At 68.6% G+C, this 25724-nt stretch carries 25 protein-coding genes; 14 read left to right on the top strand and 11 right to left on the bottom strand.

Features of this window, described 5'->3' with window-relative positions; all coding sequences use genetic code 11:
• Window positions 1-14: 14 nt before the first annotated feature.
• Both purF and purM read left to right on the top strand, forming a co-directional pair.
• The gene (gene purF / locus GKZ92_RS04105) at window positions 15-1622 is read left to right on the top strand and encodes an amidophosphoribosyltransferase (protein ID WP_035751821.1); all 1608 of its coding nucleotides are present in this window, start codon (window positions 15-17) and stop codon (window positions 1620-1622) included.
• A gap of 82 nt (window positions 1623-1704) precedes the next feature.
• Window positions 1705-2817: a phosphoribosylformylglycinamidine cyclo-ligase gene (gene purM, locus GKZ92_RS04110; protein ID WP_035751819.1), complete on the top strand. Its 1113-nt coding sequence runs from the start codon at window positions 1705-1707 to the stop codon at window positions 2815-2817.
• Between the two features lie 328 nt (window positions 2818-3145).
• On the opposite strand, the gene GKZ92_RS04115 is transcribed toward purM, so the two are convergent.
• From GKZ92_RS04115 to ygfZ, 3 genes are all read right to left on the bottom strand, one after another.
• On the bottom strand, window positions 3146-3322 hold the full coding sequence (locus GKZ92_RS04115; protein WP_005194294.1) for a DUF3073 domain-containing protein: 177 nt from the start codon (window positions 3320-3322) through the stop codon (window positions 3146-3148).
• A 94-nt stretch (window positions 3323-3416) separates the two neighbouring features.
• Entirely contained in the window at window positions 3417-4094 is a 678-nt protein-coding gene (locus GKZ92_RS04120; RefSeq protein ID WP_035751818.1) for an MOSC domain-containing protein, read from the bottom strand.
• A gap of 3 nt (window positions 4095-4097) precedes the next feature.
• A complete protein-coding gene (ygfZ, locus tag GKZ92_RS04125) occupies window positions 4098-5276 on the bottom strand; it encodes a CAF17-like 4Fe-4S cluster assembly/insertion protein YgfZ (RefSeq protein ID WP_042376197.1) in 1179 nt (392 codons plus the stop codon).
• Window positions 5277-5350: 74 nt separating this feature from the next.
• Here ygfZ and GKZ92_RS04130 point away from each other — a divergent pair, with 74 nt between their 5' ends.
• From GKZ92_RS04130 to cydC, 5 genes are all read left to right on the top strand, one after another.
• Window positions 5351-6220 (top strand): aminodeoxychorismate lyase, encoded by an 870-nt coding sequence (locus tag GKZ92_RS04130; RefSeq protein ID WP_035751815.1) that lies wholly within the window; start codon window positions 5351-5353, stop codon window positions 6218-6220.
• Between the two features lie 207 nt (window positions 6221-6427).
• A complete protein-coding gene (locus tag GKZ92_RS04135; protein ID WP_035751813.1) occupies window positions 6428-8008 on the top strand; it encodes a cytochrome ubiquinol oxidase subunit I in 1581 nt (526 codons plus the stop codon).
• Between the two features lie 27 nt (window positions 8009-8035).
• Window positions 8036-9118 carry a cytochrome d ubiquinol oxidase subunit II gene (cydB, locus tag GKZ92_RS04140; RefSeq protein ID WP_035751811.1) on the top strand — a complete coding sequence of 361 codons (1083 nt, stop codon included), beginning with the start codon at window positions 8036-8038 and terminating at the stop codon, window positions 9116-9118.
• Window positions 9115-10839, top strand: coding sequence for a thiol reductant ABC exporter subunit CydD (gene cydD / locus GKZ92_RS04145; protein ID WP_051405860.1), 1725 nt, complete (start codon window positions 9115-9117; stop codon window positions 10837-10839). Before cydB ends, cydD begins: the two co-directional genes overlap by 4 nt.
• Window positions 10821-12533 (top strand): thiol reductant ABC exporter subunit CydC, encoded by a 1713-nt coding sequence (cydC, locus tag GKZ92_RS04150; protein ID WP_155225013.1) that lies wholly within the window; start codon window positions 10821-10823, stop codon window positions 12531-12533. The genes cydD and cydC overlap by 19 nt, the downstream gene beginning before the upstream one ends.
• A 108-nt stretch (window positions 12534-12641) precedes the next feature.
• Here cydC and GKZ92_RS04155 read toward each other — a convergent pair whose 3' ends face one another.
• The 3 genes from GKZ92_RS04155 to GKZ92_RS04165 all read right to left on the bottom strand — a co-directional run bounded on the left by GKZ92_RS04155 (window position 12642) and on the right by GKZ92_RS04165 (window position 15271).
• Entirely contained in the window at window positions 12642-14141 is a 1500-nt protein-coding gene (locus tag GKZ92_RS04155) for an aldehyde dehydrogenase (protein ID WP_035751807.1), read from the bottom strand.
• A gap of 133 nt (window positions 14142-14274) precedes the next feature.
• Entirely contained in the window at window positions 14275-14910 is a 636-nt protein-coding gene (locus GKZ92_RS04160) for an LON peptidase substrate-binding domain-containing protein (RefSeq protein ID WP_035751805.1), read from the bottom strand.
• A gap of 52 nt (window positions 14911-14962) precedes the next feature.
• Entirely contained in the window at window positions 14963-15271 is a 309-nt protein-coding gene (locus GKZ92_RS04165) for an antibiotic biosynthesis monooxygenase family protein (protein ID WP_006358487.1), read from the bottom strand.
• Between the two features lie 82 nt (window positions 15272-15353).
• Between GKZ92_RS04165 and GKZ92_RS04170 the strand changes: the two genes are divergently transcribed.
• Entirely contained in the window at window positions 15354-16190 is an 837-nt protein-coding gene (locus tag GKZ92_RS04170; RefSeq protein ID WP_155225014.1) for an alpha/beta fold hydrolase, read from the top strand.
• A 51-nt stretch (window positions 16191-16241) separates the two neighbouring features.
• On the opposite strand, the gene GKZ92_RS04175 is transcribed toward GKZ92_RS04170, so the two are convergent.
• Both GKZ92_RS04175 and GKZ92_RS04180 read right to left on the bottom strand, forming a co-directional pair.
• On the bottom strand, window positions 16242-17210 hold the full coding sequence (locus tag GKZ92_RS04175; protein WP_042376195.1) for an integral membrane protein: 969 nt from the start codon (window positions 17208-17210) through the stop codon (window positions 16242-16244).
• 120 nt (window positions 17211-17330) lie between these two features.
• The gene (locus GKZ92_RS04180) at window positions 17331-18203 is read right to left on the bottom strand and encodes an A/G-specific adenine glycosylase (RefSeq protein WP_035751799.1); all 873 of its coding nucleotides are present in this window, start codon (window positions 18201-18203) and stop codon (window positions 17331-17333) included.
• Here GKZ92_RS04180 and GKZ92_RS04185 point away from each other — a divergent pair.
• Both GKZ92_RS04185 and GKZ92_RS04190 read left to right on the top strand, forming a co-directional pair.
• Entirely contained in the window at window positions 18202-18852 is a 651-nt protein-coding gene (locus GKZ92_RS04185) for a carbonic anhydrase (RefSeq protein ID WP_035751798.1), read from the top strand. The genes GKZ92_RS04180 and GKZ92_RS04185 overlap by 2 nt on opposite strands.
• Window positions 18853-18978: 126 nt before the next feature.
• The gene (locus tag GKZ92_RS04190) at window positions 18979-19746 is read left to right on the top strand and encodes a hypothetical protein (protein ID WP_006358492.1); all 768 of its coding nucleotides are present in this window, start codon (window positions 18979-18981) and stop codon (window positions 19744-19746) included.
• 44 nt (window positions 19747-19790) lie between these two features.
• Here GKZ92_RS04190 and disA read toward each other — a convergent pair whose 3' ends face one another.
• Window positions 19791-20876: a DNA integrity scanning diadenylate cyclase DisA gene (gene disA / locus GKZ92_RS04195; RefSeq protein WP_006865342.1), complete on the bottom strand. Its 1086-nt coding sequence runs from the start codon at window positions 20874-20876 to the stop codon at window positions 19791-19793.
• Window positions 20877-20980: 104 nt separating this feature from the next.
• Here disA and GKZ92_RS04200 point away from each other — a divergent pair, with 104 nt between their 5' ends.
• A complete protein-coding gene (locus GKZ92_RS04200; RefSeq protein WP_042376246.1) occupies window positions 20981-21511 on the top strand; it encodes a PaaI family thioesterase in 531 nt (176 codons plus the stop codon).
• A 7-nt stretch (window positions 21512-21518) separates the two neighbouring features.
• Here GKZ92_RS04200 and radA read toward each other — a convergent pair whose 3' ends face one another.
• Both radA and GKZ92_RS04210 read right to left on the bottom strand, forming a co-directional pair.
• Entirely contained in the window at window positions 21519-22898 is a 1380-nt protein-coding gene (gene radA, locus GKZ92_RS04205; RefSeq protein ID WP_035751795.1) for a DNA repair protein RadA, read from the bottom strand.
• 83 nt (window positions 22899-22981) lie between these two features.
• Window positions 22982-23692 (bottom strand): hypothetical protein, encoded by a 711-nt coding sequence (locus GKZ92_RS04210; RefSeq protein WP_006358496.1) that lies wholly within the window; start codon window positions 23690-23692, stop codon window positions 22982-22984.
• Between the two features lie 323 nt (window positions 23693-24015).
• Here GKZ92_RS04210 and GKZ92_RS04215 point away from each other — a divergent pair, with 323 nt between their 5' ends.
• Genes GKZ92_RS04215 through ispF form a run of 3 tightly spaced genes read left to right on the top strand, consistent with a single transcriptional unit; the run spans window position 24016 to window position 25711 of the window.
• Entirely contained in the window at window positions 24016-24504 is a 489-nt protein-coding gene (locus GKZ92_RS04215; protein WP_006358497.1) for a CarD family transcriptional regulator, read from the top strand.
• 29 nt (window positions 24505-24533) lie between these two features.
• Window positions 24534-25250: a 2-C-methyl-D-erythritol 4-phosphate cytidylyltransferase gene (gene ispD / locus GKZ92_RS04220; RefSeq protein ID WP_035751793.1), complete on the top strand. Its 717-nt coding sequence runs from the start codon at window positions 24534-24536 to the stop codon at window positions 25248-25250.
• Window positions 25247-25711: a 2-C-methyl-D-erythritol 2,4-cyclodiphosphate synthase gene (gene ispF, locus GKZ92_RS04225; protein ID WP_035751791.1), complete on the top strand. Its 465-nt coding sequence runs from the start codon at window positions 25247-25249 to the stop codon at window positions 25709-25711. The genes ispD and ispF overlap by 4 nt, the downstream gene beginning before the upstream one ends.
• Window positions 25712-25724: the final 13 nt, after the last annotated feature.

A 25724-nucleotide genomic window follows, 5' to 3' on the forward strand; every position in this document is an offset into this window, starting at 1 on the left:
AGGGGAGCTAGTCGATGACTGATCGCTCGATCGCCAACGTGAACCTGCTCGCTCCCACGCCGGCCGGTGGATGCTCCGCAGCCGGTGGGTGCGCGCCCGAACCCGCTCCGCTGGACCAGCCCGAGAACGAACCGCGCGAGGAGTGCGGGGTATTCGGGGTCTGGGCACCCGGCGAGGACGTCGCCAAACTCACCTACTACGGCCTCTACGCGCTGCAGCATCGCGGACAGGAGGCGGCGGGCATCGCCGTCGGCGACGGCAGCCAGGTCGTCGTCTTCAAGGATCTGGGCCTCGTCAGCCAGGTGTTCGACGAGCAGACACTGGGCGCGATGAGCGGCCACGTCGCCATCGGGCACTGCCGCTACTCCACCACCGGTTCGACCACCTGGGAGAACTCGCAGCCGATCTTCCGCACCACCGATGCCGGCACCGGCGTCGCGCTCGGTCACAACGGCAATCTCGTCAACACCGCCGATCTCGCCGCCCGCGCTCGGGAGAAGGGCATCAAGAGCTCCGCGGCGACGTCGGACTCGGATGTCGTGGGTGCGCTCCTGGCGCACGGCGCCGCCGACAGCTCGATCGAGCAGGCCGCGATGGAGCTGCTGCCGACTCTCAAGGGCGCCTTCTGCCTGACCTTCATGGACGAGCACACCCTCTACGCGGCACGTGACCCGCACGGTGTGCGTCCGCTCTCGCTCGGACGCCTCGACCGCGGCTGGGTCGTCGCTTCGGAGACCGCCGCCCTCGACATCGTCGGCGCCTCCTTCGTCCGCGACATCGAACCCGGTGAGCTGCTGGCCATCGACGCCGACGGCGTGCGCACCAAGCGCTTCGCCGAGCCGACCCCGCGCGGCTGCGTCTTCGAGTACGTCTACCTGGCCCGCCCGGACTCCAACATCCACGGCCGGTCGGTGCACTCCACCCGCGTGGAGATCGGCCGCCGCCTGGCCAAGGAACACCCTGCCGAGGGCGACCTGGTGATCCCGGTCCCGGAGTCGGGTGTGCCCGCGGCCGTCGGCTTCGCCCAGGGCTCGGGCATCCCCTACGGGCAGGGCCTGATGAAGAACGCCTACGTGGGCCGCACCTTCATCCAGCCGTCGCAGACGATCCGTCAGCTCGGCATCCGGCTCAAGCTCAACCCGCTGCGCGAGGTCATCCGCGGTAAACGACTCGTCGTCGTCGACGACTCGATCGTGCGCGGCAACACCCAGCGCGCCCTCATCCGCATGCTGCGCGAGGCCGGTGCCGCCGAGGTGCACGTGCGGATCGCCTCCAGTCCCGTGCGCTGGCCGTGCTTCTACGGCATCGACTTCGCCTCCCCGGCGGAACTCATCGCCAACGGCATGGAGTCCGAGGAGGGCATGGTCGAGGGCGTGCGCCAGGCCATCGGCGCCGACTCGCTCGGCTACATCAGCATCGACGAGATGATCGGTGCCACCGAGCAGCCCGCGTCGAACCTGTGCGCGGCCTGCTTCGACGGCAACTACCCGATCGAACTGCCCGAGGAGACCTCCATGGGCAAGGCGGTCCTGGAGCAGATGCTGGCCTCCGCCGCACACGACGGAACGGTCGACCCGCTCACCAAGCCGAACGACAACGTCAGCGCAGTGATGCGTCCCTGAATCCGGGGGCAGGGCACTCCGGTACCGTGTGATCGTCGGCGAACACGTCGAGAACAACTTTTGACAAGGGGTGCTTGCGGAGATGACGGAGCGGGATGCGGCGGCCGACGAGACGACGGGCGCTACGCCGCCGGCCTCGTACGCGGCGGCCGGAGTCGACATCGACGCCGGTGAACGAGCCGTAGAGCTGATCACCCCGCACGCGAAACGTGCCTCGCGCCCCGAGGTCCTCGGCGGGCTCGGTGGCTTCTCGGGCCTCTTCGCGCTGAAGGGCAACTACCGCGAGCCGGTCCTCGCCGCCGCCAGCGACGGCGTCGGAACCAAGCTCGCCGTCGCGCAGGCCATCGACAAGCACGACACCGTCGGACGCGACCTCGTCGCCATGTGCGTCGACGACCTCGTCGTCTGCGGCGCCGAGCCGCTCTTCCTGCAGGACTACATCGCCGTCGGCAAGGTCGTCCCCGAGACCGTCGCCCAGATCGTCGCCGGCATCGCCGACGGCTGCGTCGAGGCCGGATGTGCGCTGCTCGGCGGCGAGACCGCCGAACACCCCGGACTCATGCAGGACAACCACTACGACCTGTCGGCCACCGCCGTCGGTGTCGTGGAGGCCGACAAGGTCCTCACCCCCGACCGTGTCCGTGCCGGTGACGTCGTCATCGCCATGGGATCGTCGGGCCTGCACTCCAACGGCTACTCGCTCGCCCGCAAGGTGCTGCTCGAGTGGGGCCACATGGATCTCTTCGGCCACGTCGAGGAGTTCGGCCGCTCGCTCGGCGAGGAACTGCTCGAGCCGACCCGCATCTACGCCCGCGACTGCCTGGCGCTCATCGCCGAGGCGGACGTGCGGACCTTCGCGCACATCACCGGCGGCGGCCTGGCCGAGAACCTGGCCCGCGTCATCCCTCAGGGCCTCGTGGCCGAGCTGGAACGCAACACCTGGACCCCGGCCCCGATCTTCGCCCTCATCGGGCAGCGCGGACGCGTCGAGCAGCTCGAGATGGAGCGCACCTTCAACATGGGTGTCGGCATGGTCGCGGTCGTCGCACCCGAGGACACCGACCGCGCACAGGCGGTCCTGACGGCCCGGCACGTCGACAACTGGGTGCTCGGCACGATCAAGCGGTCCACCGACCCCAAGAGCACCGAGGCAGGCTCGCGCGTCTCCCTGGTCGGCGAGCACCCGCGCTTCTGAGAGTCACGGGCGCACAGCGCCTCTCGCACCGACGCCAAAGCGGCGGGGACCTTCGGGTTCCCGCCGCTTTCTCGTTGTCAGACGCGTCGATCGCACCCTACCGCTGGACACCACAGAGCAGCGATGCTCATCGCCGGTTGTCGCCGCGGCGAGCACCGCTGGATGTCGAGAAACGACTCCGCACGCATCAGACGGCCGCAGTCACCTGCGGCCGTCTGATACCTACGAAAACATCAACCCGCGTTACCGCGGGTCCGCTGAGCGGAGAGGTCGTGGCGGGGTGAGATCTGGTGTCGCCGATGAGGCCGGCACCCACGAGTGGTGCGCCTCAGGCGCGTCGCCACTCGTCCTCGTCCAACCACTCATCCACCGGATCCGGACGATCTACCGAGCTGGTCTGCCCGGACAGCTCACGCTGCAGGCTTTCGAGATCGGTGTTCGGAGTGGAGTACTTCAGCTGACGAGCAACCTTCGTCTGCTTTGCCTTTGCCCGGCCGCGGCCCATACGGGACCCCCTCGCAAAATGACGGGGCGGCCAACGATTTGGCGGCCCCGTTCTCTTGAAGTAATTCTGTCGTGCTGACCAGTCTAGCGCGCCTTCAGGACTTGTGTGCCGCGCCCTGCCTCGCCGCGCCGCCCGATCTCTTCACCTTGCTCATAATTCGCTGCGCCTCGCGTCGGACCTTGACCGGCAGATCGTCGGCGGCGAGCAGCGTGGCGATCGACTCGGGGTCGGCGTCGACGAGCAGTTGCCGGACCCGCACACCGTGATCGGGACGGTGGATCACTGTCACCGAATCGCCCGCGGCCACCGTACCGGGCTGCAGAACGCGCAGGTAGGCGCCGAAATCGGCCTGGTCCATGAACCTCTTAACCCACCTGGGCTCATCCGCCCACACCGCGAAGGTCCGGCACGGTACACGAGGGATGGTGGTCTCGAGGAGGAGTCCGTCGTCACCGACCTGCCACCGCTCACCCACGAAGGCGTCGGTGACGTCGATCCCGTCTATCCGGAGGTTCTCGCCGAACCAGCCGTAAGGAAGCTCACGTCCGAGTTCCTCGGACCAGCGTCGTGCGTCGGGTTCGGCGTAGGCGTACACCGCCTGATCGACGCCGCCGTGATGCCTGCGGTTGCGCTGGTGATCGGCGGCCAGTCCGAGCTCGTGCACGTCGGCGCGGCCGGCCAGAGGGCGCTTGTCGATCGCGGACGGGCCGATCTTGTCGAGGACGACGTCATGGCCGGCCGCGCAGACGGCCAGCACGGTTCCGGTGTCCACGCGTCAGGTGCCCGGGGTGGCCGAGCCGCTGCGCAGCCGCTCGACGGCGGCGCGACCGGCCTGGACATGATCGTCCTCGCGGACGGAGTCCGGATCGATGCGCGCGCTCAACGGTTCCTCGGCGCCGATCGTCAGTTCGACGTCCGCACCGACGTTGCGTTTGACGAGCGCGAGCGCGATGGGGCCCCACTCGTAGTGGTCGATGACGGTGCCGAGACGGCCGACGGTGCGGCCACCCGCGGTGACCGGGTCGCCGGTCGTCGGACGCTGATCCGAGCTGCCGTCGAGATGCAGAAGTACCAGGCGTCGCGGCGACTTGCCGAGGTTGTGGACACGGGCGACCGTCTCCTGGCCGCGGTAGCAGCCCTTGTCCAGATGGACGGCGCCCTGCTCGGCCGGACCACCGATCCAGTCGACCTCGTGCGGGATCGTCCGTTCGTCGGTGTCGGCACCCAGCCGGGGGCGGCGGGCGGCGACGCGCAGCGCGTCGTACGCCCAGCTGCCCGCCATCCGGGCGCCGGCCTCGACGAGTGCGTCCCACCAGCGCAGCAGGACGAACTCGGGCAGGACGAGGTCGACGACCGGCAGGTCGCGGTTCTCGCCGAGGGGTGGCATCCGTCGCCAGAATCCCAGCGGCTCGTCCTCGTGATGCGTCTCCGGCAGGTTGCCCGCCTGGTAGACGTCCGCGTCGGCGGGGATCTCGAGCAGCTCGACGACCGGTCCGGTCACCGCGCCGGGACCGACGAGGGTGAGTACCTTCATGTCTGTTCGCGGGGCCGGCTGCGCCTTGGCCCAGAACACCATCTTGGCGAGGAACCCGGCGAGGGCCTCGCCGCGTACGCCCTCGGTGTCGACCCAGGTGACGCCGTCGATGTCGGTCAGGACGAAGTGTTCCTCGACGCGGCCGTTGGCGTCGAGAGACAGATTCTCCGCGCTCCGGCGGTCGGGGAGTGCGGCGACGTGCTGGCTCGAGATGGTGTGCAGCCAGCTCAGGCGTTCCTCGCCGGGGATCTCGACGACGGCGCGGTCGGAGCGGTCGACGACGATGACCCCGGTGGCGGCGGCTCTCTGTTCCCCGAGTGGATCACCGAAGTGCCACGGGGTCTCCGATGAGTGGAACTCGCCGGGGCCGGGGACCGCCCCGCCCTCGGAATGCCTGGTCAGGATGGGTGAACGGCTCACGGGTCGATTCTACGGGTCGCTCGCGCACCAGGGGTGTGGAGCCGGGGCCGGGCGGTCGTGGGAGCCTCTTATCCATGTCGGATTCGATCCTGCTCACCCTCGACGGCACCCAACACGATGCCGATGCACCGTTCCTGCACGCCGACGACCTCGCGGCGGTGCGCGGCGACGGCGTCTTCGAGACCCTGCTCGTCCGTGCCGGCCGGGCGCGTGGGGTGCGCCTGCACCTCGAGCGCCTCGCCCGTAGCGCGACCGCGATGGAGCTGCCGGCACCGGACCCCGACGAGTGGCGCGCGGCGGTCGAGAACGCGGTCAAGCTGTGGACTGCCGAGCACGGGACGTCGGACGAGGCGTTGCTGCGTCTGGTCTACACCCGTGGGCGCGAACACGGGTACGCCCCGACGGCCTACCTGACCGTGGAGCGGGTGCCCGAACGCGTCGCCTCGGCGCGCGCCGACGGTGTCTCGGTGGTCACCCTCGATCGCGGCTTCTCCATCGACCTGGCCGCCAGGGCGCCATGGCAGCTGCTCGGGGCGAAGACGCTGAGCTATGCGACCAACATGGCCGCGCTCCGGCACGCCGCATCCGAGGGCTACGACGACGTCATCTTCGTCAGCAGCGAGGGGGCGGTGCTCGAGGGGCCGCGATCGACGGTGGTCGCGGTGTACGGGGACTCGCTGGTCACCCCGCCGACGGAGATCGGCATCCTCGCCTCGACGACTGCCCAGGCCGTCTTCGATCTCGCCGATGCGGAGGGCTGGAAGACCAAGGTCGAGATCCTGCGCCCGGAGGATCTCGTGGCGGCCGACTCGGTCTGGCTCGTCAGCAGCGTGACGCTCGCGGCCCGGGTCACCCATCTCAACCGGTACGTGATGCCGGTGCCGGCCGACGCCGACCGGTTTTCCGATTTGGTGGACCGAGCCATCGCCGCGGAAGACAATTGATCCCGGTCACTCACACATGATCCCGGGCCCGCGTCACACCTGTTCGCGGGTGAGAGCGAATGCACCAGCGACAGTGCAGTGATGGGACTTTTGGCGCTTGAACAGGGTCGGTGACCAGGCGTAACGTCGCGCCCAGGGCCTACTACTAAAAGTAGTAGGCGACGTCGGCACCCGCCGGCTCAGCCGGTGACCTGATTCGAGGCATACATGGACGCTCTGGACGTCTCCAGATGGCAATTCGGTATCACGACCGTCTATCACTTCATCCTGGTGCCGCTGACCATCGGTCTCGCACCGATGATCGCGGTGATGCAGACGGTGTGGCACGTCACCGGCAACGAGCAGTGGCTGCGCGCGACGAAGTTCTTCGGCAAACTCTTCCTGATCAACTTCGCGTTGGGTGTCGCGACCGGCATCGTCCAGGAGTTCCAGTTCGGCATGAACTGGAGCGAGTACAGCCGATTCGTCGCGGACGTGTTCGGCGCCCCGCTCGCGATGGAAGGGCTCGTTGCGTTCTTCCTCGAGTCCACCTTCATCGGACTCTGGATCTTCGGCTGGGATCGGCTGCCGCGCAGGGTGCACCTGGCGTGCATCTGGCTCGCCTCGATAGGCGTCATCGCCTCGGCGTACTTCATCATCGCGGCGAACTCGTGGATGCAACACCCGGTGGGCGTGGTGTGGGACGACACGCGAGACCGGCCGAGGATGAACGACTTCTGGGCGGTGATCACGAACAGCACGACACTGGCGGCGTTCCCGCACGTGATCGCCGGTGCCTTCCTCACCGCAGGCACCTTCGTCGCCGCCATCGGTTGTTGGTGGATGGCCCGGAACATGTGGCGCGCCAAGAAACTCCGTGTGGCCATCGACACCGGTGACACCTCGGAAATGCCCAAGACGACCTCGCCGAGCCACATCGACGCCACCCCCGAGGATCTCGAGCTCGACGCCCGACGCTTCTGGCGGCCGGTCACCCGGTTGGCTCTCTGGATCGTGATCGCCTCCGGTGTGGGGTTGTTCATCACCGGCGACATCCAGTCGCAGATCATGTTCAACCAGCAACCGATGAAAATGGCTGCGGCGGAATCTCTGTGCGAGACCCAGACCGGCGCCGGATTCTCCGTGCTGGCCATCGGGCGGCAGAACAACTGCGACAACATCGAGCACGTCATCGAGATCCCGAAGATGCTCTCGTTCCTGGCCGACCACAGTTTCGACAGCACCCTGCAGGGCGTCGAGGAACTGCAGCAGCAGTACACCGAGGCGCTCGCGGGACAACCAGGTGTGCCCGCAGGGCAGAACTTCGCCCCGAACCTGTTCGTCACCTACTGGAGTTTCCGGGCGATGATCACCTGGGCTCTCGGGTCGGTCGTGGTGGCGCTCGGGGGACTCTGGCTCACGCGTCGCAAGCGAGTCGTCGAATCCCGCAAGTTCGGCACTCTCGCGCTGTGGATGATCCCGACACCGTTCCTGGCCAACAGCTCTGGCTGGATCTTCACCGAGATGGGACGTCAGCCGTGGGTCGTTGCGCCCAACTGGGAGAACGACCTCGACCCGATGCGGATCAACATGCTCGTCCAGAACGGGGTTTCGAACCACTCGGCGGCGACGGTGTGGGTGACGCTGATCGGCTTCACCCTGCTCTACGGCGCGCTGGGTGTCGTGTGGTTCATGCTCCAGCGGCGATATGTCATCGAGGGGCCGGCGACCTATGACTCCAGACCGCCGGGACATTCCGACCCCGACGCGGACAGCGGTGAGCCCAAACAGCTCTCGTTCGCGTACTGACGGCCGACCCAACCATAGGAGAGACCAGTGGGACTTCCGGAAGTCTGGTTCCTGATCATCGCGGTGCTGTTCGTCGGCTACTTCGTCCTCGAGGGGTTCGACTACGGCGTCGGGATGCTGATGCCCTTCCTCGGCCGCAGCCACACCGGCGGCGATGCACGGGTGGCGTCCGATGAGCCGGCCGCCGACCCCGATACCCGTCGGCGGGTGCTGCTCAACACGATCGGACCGGTCTGGGACGGCAACGAGGTGTGGTTGATCACCGCGGGTGGAGCGTTGTTCGCCGCCTTCGGCGGCTGGTATGCAACCATGTTCTCCGCCTTCTACTTCGCGCTGTTCCTGATCCTGATCGGCCTCATCACGCGGGTCTGCGCCATCGAGTGGCGCGGCAAGATCGACAACCCGCGATGGCGGATGTGGTGCGACGTCGGGATCGGACTCGGCTCCTGGATTCCGGCCATCGTGTGGGGCATCGCCTTTGCCAATGTCGTACGCGGTCTGCCGATCGACGCCGACGCGCAGTACACGGGCGGATTCTTCGACCTGTTCAACCCGTATGCGCTGTTGGGCGGGCTGACCACGTTGCTGGCCTTCCTGACCCACGGCGCCGTCTTCTTGTCGTTGAAGACCGACGGCGCGCTTCGCGAGGACTCGATGCGCTACGCATCGCGGCTGTCGATCCCGGCGCTGGTCGTCGCGGGGGCGTTCCTGTTGTGGACGCAGTTCGCCTACGGCAGTGCGTGGACCTGGATTCCGGTGCTGACCGCCGCGGTCGCCGCCCTGGTGATGGTGGGTGCCACCCAGGTGCGCAAGGAGGGCCTGGCGTTCGCCGCGACCTCGATCGCCATCGTGGGCACCGTGGCGGCCCTGTTCGGGTCGCTGTACCCCGACGTGCTGCCGTCGACGATCAATCCGGCGTATGACCTCACCATCGACAACACCTCGTCGAGTCACTACACCCTCGTCGTCATGACCTGGGCCGCCGTTCTGGTCACACCCGTCGTGATCGCCTACCAGGCCTGGACCTATTGGGTGTTCCGCAAGCGCCTGTCCGTGGAGATCATGCCCAAGCCGGCGGGGCTGCGATCCCTGCGCGCCTTCGGCGAGTGACGCCGCTGGAACGGTCGGCGGCCACGCGGCGGGGTGCGGCCCGGCCGCCGGTCGATCCGCGCCTGCTGCGGTATTCACCGACGACCCGGCGCTACGTCGCGGTCACCGCGGCGTTCGCCGTCGCGCAGGTGATCGCGATCATCGTGGCCGCGGGTACGGCCGCCTCGATCCTGTCGGAGCTGATCGTCTTCCCGGAGGAGCGGTCCTTCGACGCGCAGTGGGTGCACCTGGTCGTCCTCGCGGTCGCGATGGCGGCCCGTGCCGCGATGGCTTATGGGCACGACCGATATGCGCACCGCGCGGCCGAACAGGCGATCGCGGAATTGCGGGCCGAGGCACTCGATGTGCTCACCGATCCGCGTCGGACCGCACCGCGAACGCTGCTGACGCTGCGTGAGCATGCGGCGACCGTGCTGTTGCGGGGACTCGACGCGCTCGGGCCGTATCTGTCCGGATACCTGCCGGCGCTCGTGGCCGCGGTGATCCTCACGCCTACGGTGACCGTGGTGATCGCCTTCGCCGACTGGCCGTCGGCGCTGATCATCCTGATCACGTTGCCGCTCATCCCGATCTTCATGGTCCTGGTCGGGCTCATGACCCGGGATCGCACCAGCCGCAAGCTGGCGACGATGAGCAGGCTGACCGCGCAGCTGCTGGATCTGATCGCCGGCCTGCCGACGCTGCGGGCACTGAACCGGGCCGAGGCCCCGGCCGCCCAGGTGGCCGAACTCGGTGAGGCACACCGGCGTTCCACGATGAGTTCGCTACGGGTGGCGTTCCTGTCCGGGGCCGTCCTCGAGCTGCTCGCCACCCTGTGCGTCGCACTGGTCGCCGTGGGCATCGGTCTGCGCCTGGTGTTCGGCGAGATGTCGCTCTACGCAGGTGTTTTCGCGTTGATCCTGGCGCCCGAGGCGTATCTGCCTCTCCGACGCGTCGGCGCACAGTTCCACAACTCCGCCGACGGCGTCACCGCCGCCGGGGAGGTCTTCGAGCTGATCGACTCTCCCGAGGACGCGGCGCCGATGCCGGTCAGCGGTGGCCGGGGCATCACCGTTGCGGGCGCGCCGATCACCATCCTCGACCTCGGGGTGCACGGTCGTGACGGCTGGGCGCCGGAGTCCCTGCGCGCGACCATCGCGCCCGGCTCGCTCACGCTCTTCACCGGCCCGAACGGGTCGGGGAAATCCACGACCCTGGCCGCCATCATGGGTTTGGTGACACCGGACGACGGGTCGGTGCTCATCGGGTCCATCCCGGTCACCCATGCCGATCCCGAGTCCCTGTACGAACAGATCGCCTGGCTGCCGCAGCAACCGGTCGTCGTGCCGGGCACGGTCGGCGAGAACGTGGAACTGTTCGGCGCCCTCGACCGCGACGCCGCCGACCGGGCCGCGACGGCCAGTGGATTCGACTCCGTGGTGCTCGAGCTGCCGAACCGTCTCGACACCCGGCTCGGCGCGGGCGGCGTCGGACTGTCCGCCGGCCAGCGCCAGCGACTCGCGCTGACACGAGTGCTTGCATCCCCGGCTCCGCTGCTGCTCCTCGACGAGCCGACCGCCCACCTCGACGAGGACTCCGAACGTGCGGTGCTCACCGCGCTCCGCGAGCGCGCACGCGCCGGTGACACGGTCATCGTGGTGGCCCATCGGGGGATCGCGCGTGAATTCGCCGATCAGGTCGTCGAATTCGACGGAGGTGTGCCATGCGCGACGACCCACTGATCCGGGCGCTCGGATTCCTCGGCCTGCGCCGTGGCGCGGTCGCCAAGGCCCTGCTGCTCGGCGTCGGCGGTTCGCTGTCGGCGCTCGGCCTCGCGGCGCTGTCCGCGTGGCTGATCACCCGCGCGTGGCAGATGCCGCCGGTGCTGTACCTGTCGGTGGCGATCACCGCCGTTCGGGCACTCGGCATCTCGCGCGGCCTGTTCCGCTACCTCGAACGGCTCGCCACCCATGATCTCGCCCTGCGTGCGATGACGACCGCCCGCGAACGGGTGTACACGGCCCTCGCGACCGGTTCGCCCGCCTACTCGGTCACTCTCCGGCGCGGAGATCTGTTGACCCGCACGGGCGATGACATCGACGAGATCGGCAACGCGCTCATCCGCGGACTCATCCCCATCGGCGTCGGGGTGACGACGGCCGTGGCCGCGGTCGTCGTGATGGCACTGGTCTCGCTGCCCGCCGCCGCAGTGCTCGCCGTCGCGCTCGTCATCAGCGGTGGCGTCGCCCCGTGGCTCGCGGCGCGCGGTGGCGCCTCCACCCTCCGGGACGGGTCGCGCGCGGCCACCGAATCCGCCGAGGCGACGACGACCACACTGGGGCACGCCTCCGAACTCGTCGTCGCGCGTCGGCGTGGAGAGCTGCTCGAGACCGCTGCAGACGCCGACCGCCGGCATCTCGCGGCCACCGATCGGGGGCGTCGGCTGGAGGCGGCAGCCGCTGCGGCCACCCCACTCGCGATGGGTGCGTCACTCGTCGCGGCATGTGTGATCGCCATCCAGTTGGCATCGCAGACAACCGGTTCCCTCGCCGGGATCGCCTCCGGCGAGGGGCTCACCCCGATGATCCTCGGCGTGCTGGTCCTCCTGCCGCTGTCGGCCTTCGAGTCGACCGCGCCGCTGACCGAGGCCGGATTGCAGATCGAGCGCAGTCGCCAGAGCGCCGCTCGGGTCATGGCTCTCGTCGACGGTGCGCACGCCGCCGACGGCACCGGGCCGTCCGGTGCGGATGTGGCGGTCCACCGTGGGATGGTCGAGGTGTCGACCGACGGACTGCGATGGGGGCGCGCGGAACGGAACGTCCTCGGACCCGAGGACGGCCTCGACCTCGACCTGCGGCCGGGATCGAGGCTGGCGGTCGTCGGACCCAGCGGAGTCGGCAAGTCCACGCTGCTGCTCACCCTCGCCGGCCTGCTCGATCCCGTCGACGGGGACATCACCTGTGTCGACACGTCGAGCCGTGGGCCCGTCGAACTCCGTTCGGCCGGTTGCTACTTCGCCGAGGAGGCACATCTCTTCTCGACATCGGTCCGCGAGAACATGCGCGTCGCGCGCGGTGACGCCACCGACGAGGAGATCCTCGCGGCCCTGACGACCGTCGGCCTCGACGGTTGGGCCGCAAGGCTTCCCGACGGTCTGGACACCACCCTGACCGGCGGTGCCGACGCCGTCAGCGGCGGCGAGCGCCGACGCCTGCTCCTCGCTCGTGCACTACTCCACCCGGCACCGATGGTCCTGCTCGACGAACCGACCGAACACCTCTCCGCCGACGATGCCGCCGGCCTGCTTAGACGCCTCCTCGGCGTCGAGGACGACCTCTTCGGACCCGATCGCATCGTCGTGGTCGTGACCCACCAGCTCCCCGCGGACGTCGGCGACGCGCGGGTGGTGGAACTGGCGCCGGTCGCCGCCCACTGACGGGGGTACCCCATCGCTCCTCGCACCTCAGGCAGCAGTGGGACAACGGAATCGGGGCCGGACGCCTGGCGTCCGGCCCCGGTACTTCCCCCTGTGAGAGGTGAGGGTCTAGTTGCTGGAGACCTCGTAGCCCATCGGCAGCATCGTCGACTTGTGCTCGAGGAAGGACTCCAGGCCTTCGCGGCCGTTCTCGCGGCCGATGCCGGAGTTCTTGTAGCCGCCGAAGGGGGACTCGGGATCGATTGCGTACCAGTTGATCCCGAAGGTGCCCGTGCGGATCTTGGTGGAGATCTCGATGCCGCGCTCGACGTCGTTGGTCCACACCGTGCCGGCGAGTCCGTAGTCGGAGTCGTTGGCGATGGCGATGGCCTCGTCGACGTCGTCGTAGGCGATGACCGACAGGACGGGGCCGAAGATCTCCTCCTGGGCGATGGCCATGTCGTTGGTGACGCCGGTGAAGATGGTCGGGGTGAGGAAGTGGCCCGAGTCGAGACCGGCGGGACGTTCGCTCTCGAGAACCGGTGTGGCACCGGCCTTCTTGCCGAGTTCGATGTACTCCTCGACCTTCTGGCGCTGCTTTTCGGTGATCAGCGGCCCGAGCTGGGCCTCCGGATCCGACGGCAGGCCGACCTTCATGGCCTTCGCCGCCTCGACCATCGCCGCGACGATCTCGTCCTGGCGGCTGCGCGGCACCAGGATTCGGGTCTGCGCGACGCAGGCCTGGCCGGTGTTGAACAGGCCGAGGAACGTCAGCATGAAGGCGTTCGCGGCGATGTCGACGTCGTCGAGGACGATCGCCGCCGACTTGCCGCCCAGCTCGAGCGAGCAGCGCTTCAGGGTCTCGGCGCAGGCGGCGCCGATGGCCTTGCCCGCGGCGGTCGAACCGGTGAAGGTGATCTTGTCGACGTCGGGATGGGCGACGAGGGCCTGGCCGGTCTCGGTGCCGCCGGTGACCACCGAGATCGCCTCGGCGGGCACGCCGGCCTCGATGAACAGCTGGGCCACGTAGTTACCGGTGAGCGGGGTCTCCGGGGCGGGCTTGAGGACCACCGAGCAGCCGGCGGCGAGGGCCGCGCCCATCTTGTTGCAGGTGATGAACAGCGGAACGTTCCAGGCGCAGATCGCGCCGACGACGCCGACCGGCTCGCGGGTGATGCGGGTGGTGCCGAACAGGCCGGTCCGGTACTCCTCCCACTGGTAGTCGCGGGCGGCGTTGGCGTAGGCGCGCAGGACACCAGTGCCGGGCAGCTGCTGCAGGGTGGCGATCGCACTCGGCGGGGCGCCCATCTCGGCCGAGACCAGCGCGGTGATCTCGTCGCCGCGCTCGTCGATGAGGTCGGCGACCTTGGCGATGATGTCGGCGCGCTGAGCCGGGGGCGTCGAACTCCAGACGCCGGAGTCGAAGGCCGCGCGGGCCGCCCCGACGGCGGTGTCGACGTCGGTGGCGTCGGCGTGCGGCACGGACCCGACACGCTCCCCGGTGGCGGGGGAGAAGACCTCGAGGGTCTCACTGGAATGGGGGTCGACCCATCGGCCGCCGATGAGCAACTGGGGTTGATCCCCGCCGCCGGTGACTGTTGCGGTGTGGGACTCCACGGTCTCGGTCATTACGCGTGTGCTCCTCAGGAGGACGGGTCCTTGCCGGTCAGCGGCGGATTTCTCTCCGCACGCGGGCAAGTGTGAACTACGGCACACGCAATACTAGAACACGTTCTAACTTCGCCGCCAGGGGTGGCGCGAATCAGCCCCGCCCGAACGCCGCGCGGGCCTCCAGTCCTTCCATGACGTCGTCGAGTACATCGAGCTGTCCGGACGGGTCGGCGGCCTCGAGGAGGCGTTGCTGATCGTGGGGCTCGACCTGGAGTCGGTTGGCCCAGCGGTAGAGGGGCGAGATGTCTGCCATCGCGGGATCGGCGTCGATGATGTCGAGTGCGGCGAAGATCGTGTCGACGTCCTTGCCGGCGGCCTCGAGAGTCTGCCGCATGATGACGCGGAGGCGCTGGTCGATCGAGTGCAACCGCTCGAGGTCGACCTCGGAAGGGGCCGGTTCGGAGAGCACCTCGATGCGGGCGAGGGGATACGGATCGTCGGGAAGCCATTCGACGATCCGGAAGCGATGAGTGCCGGTGCCGGACAACAGCGCCCGACCGTCCGGGAATCGATCGGTGACGTCGGCGAGTGTCATCGTGCCGACCTCGCATCGCACCTCGCCGCCGCCGACCTCGGAGCCGCGGGCGATCAACACGACGCCGAAGCGCACGGTCGATCGTCCGTCGGACTCCTCGATGTGGTCGCCGACCATCTGCCGGTAGCGCGGTTCGAAGACACGCAGCGGCAACTCGCCACCCGGCAGCAGGGCGGTGCCGAGCGGGAACATCGGCGAGACGAACTGCTCGCCGGCGGGGATCGACGAACTCAGGGCTGCTCCGTCAGGCCCTGGGGCGCGCGTCGAGGACGACCTCGAACTCGAGCAGATCGGCACCCGAGGCGACCGGCTTGGCCCGCTCTCCGGCGTGCGCTTCGCGTGCCGGGCCGGATGCCCACGCCTGGAAGTCCTCTTCGGACTCCCACTGCGTCACGACGAAGTAGCGGTCGTCGCCCTTCACCGGACGCAGGAGCTGGAACCCGAGGAATCCCTTGGAACCGTCGACCGAGTGGGCGCGGTTGGCGAACCGCTTCTCCAGTTCGGGTCCGGCGCCCTCGGGAACGGTGATTGCATTGATCTTCACAACAGCCATGCGTCCACCATAGGCGTTGCGAGTGCGGTCGTGACGGTGTTGCCGGGCTCGAGGCACGGGTCCTGCGGCTACAGTTTCGGCCATGTTCGACAGCCACGCGATCGGCGAGATCGGGTTCCGTGACCACGGGGGTCCGGTGATCGTCGACGACGCCCGCGGTCCGCTCGACGGCGGCACGACGACGCGGCCGATCGTCCTGCTGCACGGGCTGATGGGGCGTGGGCGCACGTGGCGGCGACAGGTGCCGTGGTTGCGCCGGTACGGCCGGGTGTTCACCTACGACGCGGCCTTTCACACCGGCGCCGATGTCGAGGAGCCGGACAGCGCAACAGAACTCGCGACCGAGCGGTTCGTCGCCGACCTCGCCGAGATCCTCACCTGGATCGACCGCGGACCGGCGGTACTCATCGGGCACTCGATGGGGGCCCTGCACGCCTGGTGCACCGCCGCCGCCTATCCGGAGCTCGTGGCGGCGCTCGTGGTCGAGGACATGGCACCGGACTTCCGCGGTCGGACCACCACCAACTGGACGCCCTGGTTCGAGTCCTGGCCCGAGCGTTTCGATTCCGTCGACGACGCGGTCGCGATGTTCGGTCCGGTGGCCGGCCGGTACTTCTACGAGGCATTCGACGACGGTCGACTCCATGGCCGGATTCCGTTGTGGGGCGCGATCGCCGACGAGTGGGGCGTTCGCGACTTCTGGGCGGAGTGGGAAGAGGTCGCGGTGCCGTCGCTGGTGATCGAAGCCGAGTACACGGTCACCCCGCCCGGGCAGATGCGCCGCATGTACGAGGTCAACGAGCATGCGCAGTATCTACGGGTCGAGGGGGCCGGGCACCTCGTCCACGACGACGCGCCGCACGTGTATCGCGGTGCGGTGGAGGCTTTTCTGTCCGGGCTGGACACCTGCCCCGAATAGATCGGGGCGCACACGATGTCTCGTGCGCGCCCCGAATGGGTGGACTGTGGATCAGGCGGGATCGGCGGGTGCGATCGGTGCGCCGTTGAGTCGACGCCAGCAGTGCACCAGGAACAACTGGGCGACCGGGGCGGCGACGATCAGGCCGACGTAGCAGACCAGGACACCGACCAGGTTGATGGCGTAGGTGACCAGCAGGGTGATGATCGAGTCACCGACCTTCGACTTCGTCAGCTCGAAGGAGTTCTTCATCGCGTTGATCGGCGAGAGGCTCTTGTCGATGGTGGCGACCACCGAGAACATCAGGAAGAACATCGCGATGATGCCGGGGATGATGCACAGGGCGTAGCCGATTCCGGTGATGATGCCGACCAGGATCGCGGTGCCGACGACCGGCCCGAAGCGGATCGGGGTCAGGAACGACTTCGCCGTCACCGGTTCGCCGTTGGCGACGCGGACCGCGCCCGAGATGATGCTCGCCTGGATGTAGAGCAGGCCCACGATGAAGACGAGGTACACCAGGCCGAAGAGGATCGAGCCTCCGAAGCCCAGCGACGTCTCGGTGTATTCGTTGCCGAAGCGGTCATAGGTTGTTTCGGTGGTGCCGAAGAGTGCGACTGCCGAAAAACCCACCGCGATGAGTGCGGCCCCCAGCAGGAACACCGCCAGACCCGGCAGGATCATGGCGCCGACGTTGTTCTTGAACTTGTTGAAGGCCCAGGAGAACGCCTCGCCCACATCGACCTTGGTGCCTGGGGCGCCGGGAGCGCCGGGGTACGCGCCCGCGCTCCCGTACTGCGGCGCACCCGGGGGCGGCGGAGGCGGCGCCTGGCCGTACTGCGGCTGTCCGTGATCAGGCTGCTGGCCGTACTGGGGTGGCTGCTGCCCGAAGCCGGGCTGTTGACCGTACTGGGGTGGGGGAGGCGGCTGCTGCCCGTACTGGGGCGGCTGCTGCCCTGGTTGTCCACCCGGCTGATTCGGGTCCGACGGCGGGACAGGAGGATACGGCGGCTGACTCATGGATCGGGACATTAGCAACGATCCGGGTCCAGCGGGAGACTATGCCCGAACGATCAAATGACTGGTCATCGACCTTGGCACGAATTATGACCTGCGGTGTCGCCCGTCGGTCGGACGGCTTCAGCCCTCGCCCGCAAGGCAGTAGCGCCCGTCGGTGGTGATCTCCACGAGCCCGTCGACGAGCAGGGAGTCGAGGGCACGGTCGCGCTGGGCGGTGTCGCTCGTCCACACCACGTCGAGCTTCGCCCGGTCCACCGAACCGGTGGTGCCGCGCAGGACGTCGAGCAGCAGGCCGCGGACCTGCCGGTCGGTGCCGGCGAACTTCTGGGCCTTCCGCGGTGGGCCGGTGTGCGCGGGACGGCCGCGCCGGACCCAGGTGCAGTCGACGAGAGGGCAGTTGTCGCACTTGGGGTTTCGTGCCGTGCACACCAGTGCGCCCAGTTCCATCAGGGCCGCCGAGAACCGCGGCGCGCCGGACCGGGGGAGCAGCGCCTCGGCGTCGTCGAGGTCGCGGCGTGACGGGTTACCGGGCTGCTCGCGACCGTGCACCGCGCGCGCGATGACGCGGCGGACGTTGGTGTCGACGACGGGTACCGCCCGGCCGTAGGCGAAGCACGCGACCGCCCGCGCGGTGTAGTCGCCGATGCCGGGCAGCGTGAGCATCGTCTCGACGTCGTCGGGCACTCGGTCGCCGTGATCACGTGCGAGGACCTTGGAGCACTCGTGGAGGCGCAGGGCGCGCCGGGGGTACCCGAGCTTGCCCCAGGCACGTAGGACCTCACCGGCAGGCTCGACGGCCATCGCCGACGGCACCGGCCAGCGCTCGACCCACATCCGCCACGGCTCCAACACCCGGGAGACCGGGGTCTGTTGCAGCATGATCTCGCTGACGAGGATCTGCCATCCGGTACATGCCGGGTCCCGCCACGGCAGGTCGCGCTCATGGGTGCCGAACCAACCGATCAATCGCTCCGGTGGCACACTATTGGTCATGATCGGAAAGACACCCCGCGAAGCCTGGCGCGTCCTGCGCAACGGAAACGACCGATTTGTGGCCGGAGAATCTCAACATCCGAGCCAGGGTATCGAGGATCGGGCGCGGCTCGCCGACGGGCAGCACCCGCATGTAGTCCTCTTCGGCTGCGCCGATTCCCGTCTGGCCGCCGAGATCATCTTCGATCAGGGTCTCGGCGACATGTTCGTGGTCCGCACGGCCGGCCACGTCATCGACTCCGCGGTCATGGGTTCGCTCGAGTACGCGGTCGAGGTCCTCGACGTGCCGCTGATCGTGCTTCTCGGCCATGACAGCTGCGGCGCGGTGAAGGCGACCCTCGACGCCCTCGACGATCTGCAGATCCCCGGCGGCTACATCCGCGACGTCGTCGAACGAGTCACCCCGAGCATTCTCGCCGGACGCAGCGAGGGCCTCACCCGGGTCGACGAGTTCGAGGCCCGCCACGTCGTCGAGACCGGGCGCCTGCTCATGCAGCGCAGCCGGATCATCGCCGACCGCATCAGCACCGGGAGACTCGCGATCGTCGGCCTGACCTACAAGCTGAGCGAGGGCCGGGTGAGCCTGCAGGGCGTGTACGGCGACATCGGCGAGCAGCCGCAGGCCCACGTGGTGGCGGAGACCGCCTGAATCGCTCCGGACGACCCGGAACCTGAAGGCGAACTCTAGACTTTGCCTGTTGGGGACTGTTTTTCGGCCGCGACACGCCGCACGTGATCAACCGGAAGTCAAGATCCGGCCGTTAGCGTTGTGGTCGTGATCGAACCCCAGGGCCCGCTGCCCCCCGAGATCTACTGGCGACGACGCGTTGTCGCCGGGGGTGCTGCACTGGTCGTCGTGGGGTTGGTCGTGGCTCTCATCGTGTGGATGACGTCGGGTGGTGACGCGCCGCAGAACACCGCGGCCACCTCATCCGTTCCCAGCAGTGCGGCTCCGTCCTCGGAGTCGGCGCCGCCGTCGTCCGAACCGCCCGCCGCCGGAGACGCCGGCGCCGGTGGCGCTCCGGGCGGCAATGCTGCCGGTGCCGGAGCCCCGGGTGGTGCGTCCGCGTCGGCGTCCTCACCTCCGGAATCGGCGAGCCCCGCAGGAGTCCCCGGTGGCCCCGCCGGCCCCAACCTCTGCCCGGACCAGGCGATCTCGGTGGTCCTCTACACCGACAAGCCGACGTACACGATCGGCCAGCAGCCGGTCTTCACGATCGTCACCACGAACGCCGGTCTGTCCGACTGCACACGCGATGTGGGCAAGGCCGCTCAGAACGTGATCGTGCGGACGCTCGACGGGTCGCGCACCCTGTGGTCGGCGCGTGACTGTTCGCCGATCGAAACCGTGAACAACGTCGTCCTCAAGCCCGCACAGCAGGTCAAGGACACGATCACCTGGTCGGGTACCACCAGCAGCCCCGGCTGTGAGCGTCCGCGGACGCAGGTGCCCGCCGGTTCCTACTCGGCGATCGGCAAGATCGGGGAGCGCGAGTCGTTCCCGATCACCTTCAACGTGGTCGCCCCGGCGCAAGAACCCTGATCGTCAGAAAACCCTGATCGTCTGAAGCCCGATTCGTCGGGGCTCTAGTCGTATCGCTCGATGCTTGTCTCCGCGAGCCGGGAAAGGCCTTCGCGGATGTGCCGCGCCCAGATGCTGCCGATGCCCTCGACGGCCTGGAGGTCGGCCGAGGTGCTGGCGAGCAGAGCCTGCAGGGTGCCGAAGCTGCGGACGAGCCGGTCCACGTGCGCGAACTGCAGACGGGAGATGCGAGCGAGCAGCCGGTAGCCGCGCGGACTCATGGCGTTGTCCTGGGCATCGATCGTCGTCGGGTAGCCGAAGGCGCCCGCGAGCTGCGTGAGGTCGAGGAGATCGGCATCGCTGAGTCCCTCGATCACCTCGAGCGCCTGCCGCACGTCCTCGGCGGTGGCGGGTTCGGGACTGGCGTAGTAGTCGCGGACGAGGAGTTCGCGCATGGTGTCGTTGTCGCTGATGAGCTCCTCGAGCTGCAGGCTCACCTGCCGGCCGTTGGTGCCCAGTTCGAGGACGTACTCCTCGATCTCCACCGACACCCGGCGCACCATCTCCATGCGCTGTGCGGTCGACATGGCGTCGCGCAGCAGCACGTAGTCCTCGATCTCGGCGCGCGAGAGCGCGGCGATGACCTCGTCGAGGCGTGCCTTGTAGCGCTCCAGGGTCGCCAGGGCGACGTTCGCGCGCGACAGGATGGGGTCAGGGCTCTCCACGACACGACGAGCACCGTCGACGTAGACGCTGACGATCGACATCGAAGCGCTGACCGAGATGACCGGGTGGCCGGTCTGGATCGCGGTGCGCTCGGCGTTGCGATGCCGGGTGCCCGATTCCTCGGTGGGGATCGACGGGTCCGGCACGAGCTGGACGTTGGCGCGCACGATGCGCTTGCCGTCGGTCGACAAGACCACCGCGCCGTCCATCTTGGCGAGCTCGCGCAGCCGCGTGGGGGCGAATTCGACGTCGAGGTGGAAGCCACCGTCGCAGATCTTCTCCACGTCGGAGTCGTGACCGAGCACGATCAGGGCGCCGGTACCGCCGCGCAGGATCCGCTCCAGGCCGTCGCGCAGCGGGGTGCCCGGCGCGACGCGCGCCAACGTCTCACGCGTGAGCTCGGACTTCACCACTTCGGCAACCATGTCTCCCCTTCGGCACCGGGACACCCCGGGCGGACGACGCCCGTCGAAGCAGGTCGTCACAACGGTGACTAGGGTACCGGGATGTGAAGAGCAGCAGTTTTGTGGTGCCCGACGAACTCGACGTGCTCGAGCGTCACCCGAAGACGTCCGAACCGGGCGAACTCATGCGTCCGCACAACATGACGTGCTTCGGTTGTGGCCCAGAGTCCCCACACGGCCTACACCTCGAGATGTACGCGGGCGAGGGCTTCAGCGTCGACGCGAAGATGCCCGTCCAGCAGTGGATGGAGGGCGGGCCCGGCGTGATCCACGGCGGCATCCTCTCCAGTGCGTTCGACGACGTCATGGGTATGACGCCGCGGCTGATCGGTCCGGCGGCGGTGACCGCGCACCTCCAGGTCGACTTCCTGCAGCCCATCCCGGTGGGCAAGACCCTGCACCTGCATGCCGAGATCCTGGGCAAGCAGCGACGCAAGATCTACGTCGAAGGTGTTGCGCACCTCGGTGATCCGGACCGGCCGGTGGCGCGGGCGAACGGCCTGTTCGTCCAGATCGACGTCCGGGCGCACTTCGCCGATCACGTCGAGAACAGCGCCAAGGCGGCGGAGTACCTGGGCGGTAAGCCTCAGCTCTGAGGTCGGCTCAGAACGGCGCGTCCACCGGGTCGGAGTCGCGGAGGTGGACGGCGTCGCCGAGGTTGGCGACCCGGAGGATGCGGATGCCCTTCGGAAGTTCCTCGTCGGTGGCCGCGGGGATGATGGCCTCGCGGAAGCCGAGCCGCTTGGCCTCCGCCAGGCGTCGCGCCACCGCCGACACCCGACGGATCTCGCCGCCGAGTCCGACTTCGCCGATGACGACGGTCGACTGGGGGACGGGGCGTTGGGTCAGGGTCGAATAGACCGAGAGCGCGATGGCGAGGTCGGCGGCGGGTTCGGTCACGCGCATGCCGCCGACCGTCGACAGGTAGACCTCCGACTTGCCCAGTTCCTTGCGGCCGGCGCGCGCCTGCAACACGGCGAGGACCATCGCCACCCGGTTGAAGTCGAGGCCCGACACCGCACGACGGGGGTTGGACATCTCGGTCCCGTTGGCGAGCGCCTGTACCTCGCCGACGAGCGCCCGCTTGCCGTCCATCGTCACCATCGTGACGCTGCCACTGACGTCCGAATCCCGTTGGTGCAGGAAGATTCCCGACGGATCGGGCACCTGGTGGATGCCGTCGTCGCGCTGTTCGAAACAGCCGACCTCGTCGGCGGCGCCGAATCGGTTCTTCACGCCGCGGACCATCCGCAGCGTCGAGTGCTTGTCGCCCTCGAAGGCGAGTACGACGTCGACGAGGTGCTCGAGTGAACGAGGACCCGCGACCGCGCCCTCCTTGGTCACGTGGCCGACCAGGATCACCGCGATGCCCCGGTCCTTGGCCAGCGAGACCAGTGCGGTGGTGACGGCGCGGATCTGCGTCACGCCACCGGTCACGCCGTCGGCGCCGGACGCGACGACGGTCTGCACCGAGTCGATGATCATCAGCGACGGCCGCACGGTGTCGACGTGGCCGAGGATGGTCGCGAGATCGGTTTCGGCGGCGAGGTAGACGTTGGCGTGCACCGCGCCGGTGCGCTCGGCGCGCATACGGACCTGACCGGCCGATTCCTCGCCGGTGATGTAGAGCGCGACGCGATCCTGGGCCGCCCAGTGTTTGACGGTCTCCAGCAGCAGCGTCGACTTGCCGACGCCGGGTTCTCCGGCGAGCAGGATGACCGACCCCGGGACGACGCCGCGCCCGAGGACGCGGTCGAGTTCCCCGATGCCGGTGGGCACCGCCGCGGTGGACTGGGCGTCGACCTCGGTGATGCGCAGGGCCGGGCTCGACGGCGCCACCGCGGCGGTCGTCCGGGAGGACGTGGGTGCGCCGGCGACCTCGTCGATCGATCCCCACTCGCTGCATTCGGGGCAGCGTCCGACCCACTTGGCGACCTGATGACCGCAGCCGGTGCAGCGATACGAGGATTTGGGTTTTGCCACCCGGTCAGCCTAAGCGGGCGGACCGACAGAACAGACGAGGCCCGGCGGATGCCGGGCCTCGTCGTGCGTCTTCAGGGGAGGGGTCAGTGCCCGCCGCCCTCTTCGTGTCCGGTCTCGGGTGTGCCGCCCTCGGAGTCCCCGGGGCCGACCGCTCCGTGATGCTGGTTGTAGAACGTCGGCTCCGCGTTGCGCGCGACGTCCTGGCGCTCGAGTTCCGCGCCGGCGTCTACCGGGGTCTGCACGGTGGTCTCACCGGCGGGGACCCACGAGCCGTTGCCCTCGCGCTTCTCGAAGACGAAGGTCAGGTCGGTGGTCAGGCCGGCGGCGACGGTGTCGCCCGCGTTGGTGAGCTCGGCGGTGACCTTCTTCTCGCTGTCCCGGACGGAGCCGACGGGCGTGCCGCTGCTGAGGGCCTGCCCCGGCGCGATGACGCGAGCCGCGGAGTCGCTGCCCTCGACGAACTCGACCGAACCCTTCTCGGGCTTGATCTCCTTAAGGCGGTAGTACGCGGTCTGGTCGGAGTTCGCGACGACGAACGCGAGCTCGAACGGTCCGCCGTTGCCGAAGACGGTCGGTGCGTCCTTCTCCGGGTAGAGGATCTGCACGTCCCGCAGCTGCAGCGTGTCGATGTTGACGTTCGCACCGTTCACCGCGGGCAGCTGGTTGGCGGTCTGCGAGATCTGTCCCGCACCGCAACCGGTGGTGCCCAGGGCAACGGCGATGCCGATCGTGGCTGCAGCGGTGGCCAGACGAGACGGCCGAACCGCCGACCGCCGTGCGGATAGTGGAAGCACTGACACCCGATCCTCCCAGGTCAAACGAAGTCGAATTGCAGCGCGCGAAACCCTGCACTACGCAGCGTAGTGGGCGTCGTCCGGAAAAGTCCGCCCGGGTGCCCGATTCGTGTCCGCGAGGGCATGTTCCGGGGCTCGGGAGGGGGGTCTCCACGGGGCTCGCCGGAGAGGTGTTGCGTGACGTCGAACACGCTGCTACGGCACCCCCTGCCACCTCGGAAGAGCCTGCACTGGAACCGGTTCACCGCGTTGACCTGCACCGTTGGGTGGGGCCCTCGGAACGCCCGTGCTAGACTGGGTTCACTCGAAAGGGGCAAGGAACATTGAATTTCAAAGTTGGCGACACCGTCGTTTACCCCCATCACGGTGCTGCTCGGGTCGAAGACATCGTTACCCGGACCATCAAGGGTGAGCAGATCGAATACCTTGTTCTCAAGGTTGCCGACGGTGACATGACCGTTCAGATTCCCTCGACGAAGTTGGAATACGTGGGCGTCCGCGACGTGGTCGGGCAAGAGGGTCTCGACCAGGTATTCCAGGTGCTGCGGGCCCCGCACACCGAAGAGCCGACCAACTGGGCGCGGCGATTCAAGGCGAACCAGGAGAAGCTCATCTCCGGCGACATCATCAAGGTCGCCGAGATCGTGCGCGACCTCTGGCGCCGCGAGCAGGACCGTGGACTCTCGGCCGGTGAGAAGCGCATGCTGACCCGTGCCCGCCGAGTCCTCGTGGACGAACTGTCGCTCGCGCAGAACACCGATGACGAGAAGGCCACCATCATCCTGGACGAGGTCCTCGCGGCGGCTTCCTGACATCGGTTCGTACCTGATCAGGTAGAACATTGACCACTACGCCGGAGGATTCCGGCGCGGAAGTCTGCGTCATCATCCCGGCTGCCGGGTCGGGAACCCGACTCGGCGAGCCGGTACCGAAGGCGTTCGTCGACCTCGATGGCGCAACGATCATCGAGCGCTGCGTCGACAACATCCCCGAATCGCTCGGGGCGTCGATCGTCGTCGTGGTGCCGGCCGACCTCGTGGAGCATGCTCGAGAGCTGCTCCCCGGGGTCGCCGTCGTTCCCGGCGGTGCTCACCGGTCCGATTCGGTGCGCGCGGGAATAGCCGCGGCCGGCGATGCCCGGATCCTTCTCGTGCACGACGCGGCACGTCCCCTGACGCCCGCTCATGTCTTCACGAGAGTGGTCGACGCCGTCGCGGCCGGGCATCCGGCCGTGGTGCCCGGGGTGCCGGTTGTCGACACTCTCAAGCAGGTCGCACCGGATGCGAGCGGACACGAACTCGTGACCCGCACCGTCGACCGCGAAGAACTCCGCGCGGTGCAGACCCCACAGGGCTTCACCCGCGAGGCCCTGCTGCGAGCGCATGCCGACGATTCCGGTCTGGCGACCGACGACGCCGGCCTCGCCGAACGCTGCGGAATCCCCGTCCACATCGTCCCGGGAGACCCTCTCGCCATGAAGATCACCACCCCGTGGGACCTCCGCATCATCCGAGACGTCGTCCGTGAGACCGCGGCCGACGCCGAGGCCCGGTCATGAGGGTCGGGATCGGCACCGATGCGCACCGTATCGACGCATCCGCCGACTGCTGGATGGTCGGCCTGCACTTTCCCGACGAGCCCGGCTGTGAGGGTCACTCCGACGGCGACGTCGGTGCGCACGCCCTGTGCGACGCGGTGCTCTCGGCCGCCGGACTCGGCGACGTCGGGTCGGTGTTCGGCACCGGTCGACCCGAGTGGGAGGGCGTCTCCGGCATCGCGATGCTCACCCATGTGGCCGAGCTGATCGCTGACGAGGGACTCCGCGTCGTCAACGCCGCCGTGCAGGTCATCGGCAATCGTCCCAAGATCGGACCCCGTCGTGCCGAAGCTCAGGAAGTGCTGTCCGCGGCGGTCGGCGGACCGGTGTCGGTGTCGGCGACGACCACCGACGGTCTGGGCATGACCGGACGCGGCGAGGGGATCGCGGCGGTCGCCACCGCCCTGCTCGACGACGCGTGACCGCGGCTCGACG

It is taken from the genome of Gordonia sp. 135, from assembly GCF_009720185.1.
In the GTDB taxonomy this organism is placed as follows: Bacteria; Actinomycetota; Actinomycetes; order Mycobacteriales; family Mycobacteriaceae; genus Gordonia; species Gordonia alkanivorans.

What these genes read in the sequence shown, in the direction of transcription:
- purF (WP_035751821.1), top strand. Translation starts at nt 15, where the DNA reads ATGACTGATCGCTCGATCGCCAACGTGAACCTGCTCGCTCCCACGCCG.
- purM (WP_035751819.1), top strand. Translation starts at nt 1,705, where the DNA reads ATGACGGAGCGGGATGCGGCGGCCGACGAGACGACGGGCGCTACGCCG.
- GKZ92_RS04115 (WP_005194294.1), bottom strand. Translation starts at nt 3,322, where the DNA reads ATGGGCCGCGGCCGGGCAAAGGCAAAGCAGACGAAGGTTGCTCGTCAG.
- GKZ92_RS04130 (WP_035751815.1), top strand. Translation starts at nt 5,351, where the DNA reads ATGTCGGATTCGATCCTGCTCACCCTCGACGGCACCCAACACGATGCC.
- GKZ92_RS04135 (WP_035751813.1), top strand. Translation starts at nt 6,428, where the DNA reads ATGGACGCTCTGGACGTCTCCAGATGGCAATTCGGTATCACGACCGTC.
- cydC (WP_155225013.1), top strand. Translation starts at nt 10,821, where the DNA reads ATGCGCGACGACCCACTGATCCGGGCGCTCGGATTCCTCGGCCTGCGC.
- GKZ92_RS04155 (WP_035751807.1), bottom strand. Translation starts at nt 14,141, where the DNA reads ATGACCGAGACCGTGGAGTCCCACACCGCAACAGTCACCGGCGGCGGG.
- GKZ92_RS04160 (WP_035751805.1), bottom strand. Translation starts at nt 14,910, where the DNA reads ATGTTCCCGCTCGGCACCGCCCTGCTGCCGGGTGGCGAGTTGCCGCTG.
- GKZ92_RS04165 (WP_006358487.1), bottom strand. Translation starts at nt 15,271, where the DNA reads ATGGCTGTTGTGAAGATCAATGCAATCACCGTTCCCGAGGGCGCCGGA.
- GKZ92_RS04170 (WP_155225014.1), top strand. Translation starts at nt 15,354, where the DNA reads ATGTTCGACAGCCACGCGATCGGCGAGATCGGGTTCCGTGACCACGGG.
- GKZ92_RS04175 (WP_042376195.1), bottom strand. Translation starts at nt 17,210, where the DNA reads ATGAGTCAGCCGCCGTATCCTCCTGTCCCGCCGTCGGACCCGAATCAG.
- GKZ92_RS04185 (WP_035751798.1), top strand. Translation starts at nt 18,202, where the DNA reads ATGATCGGAAAGACACCCCGCGAAGCCTGGCGCGTCCTGCGCAACGGA.
- GKZ92_RS04180 (WP_035751799.1), bottom strand. Translation starts at nt 18,203, where the DNA reads ATGACCAATAGTGTGCCACCGGAGCGATTGATCGGTTGGTTCGGCACC.
- disA (WP_006865342.1), bottom strand. Translation starts at nt 20,876, where the DNA reads ATGGTTGCCGAAGTGGTGAAGTCCGAGCTCACGCGTGAGACGTTGGCG.
- ispF (WP_035751791.1), top strand. Translation starts at nt 25,247, where the DNA reads ATGAGGGTCGGGATCGGCACCGATGCGCACCGTATCGACGCATCCGCC.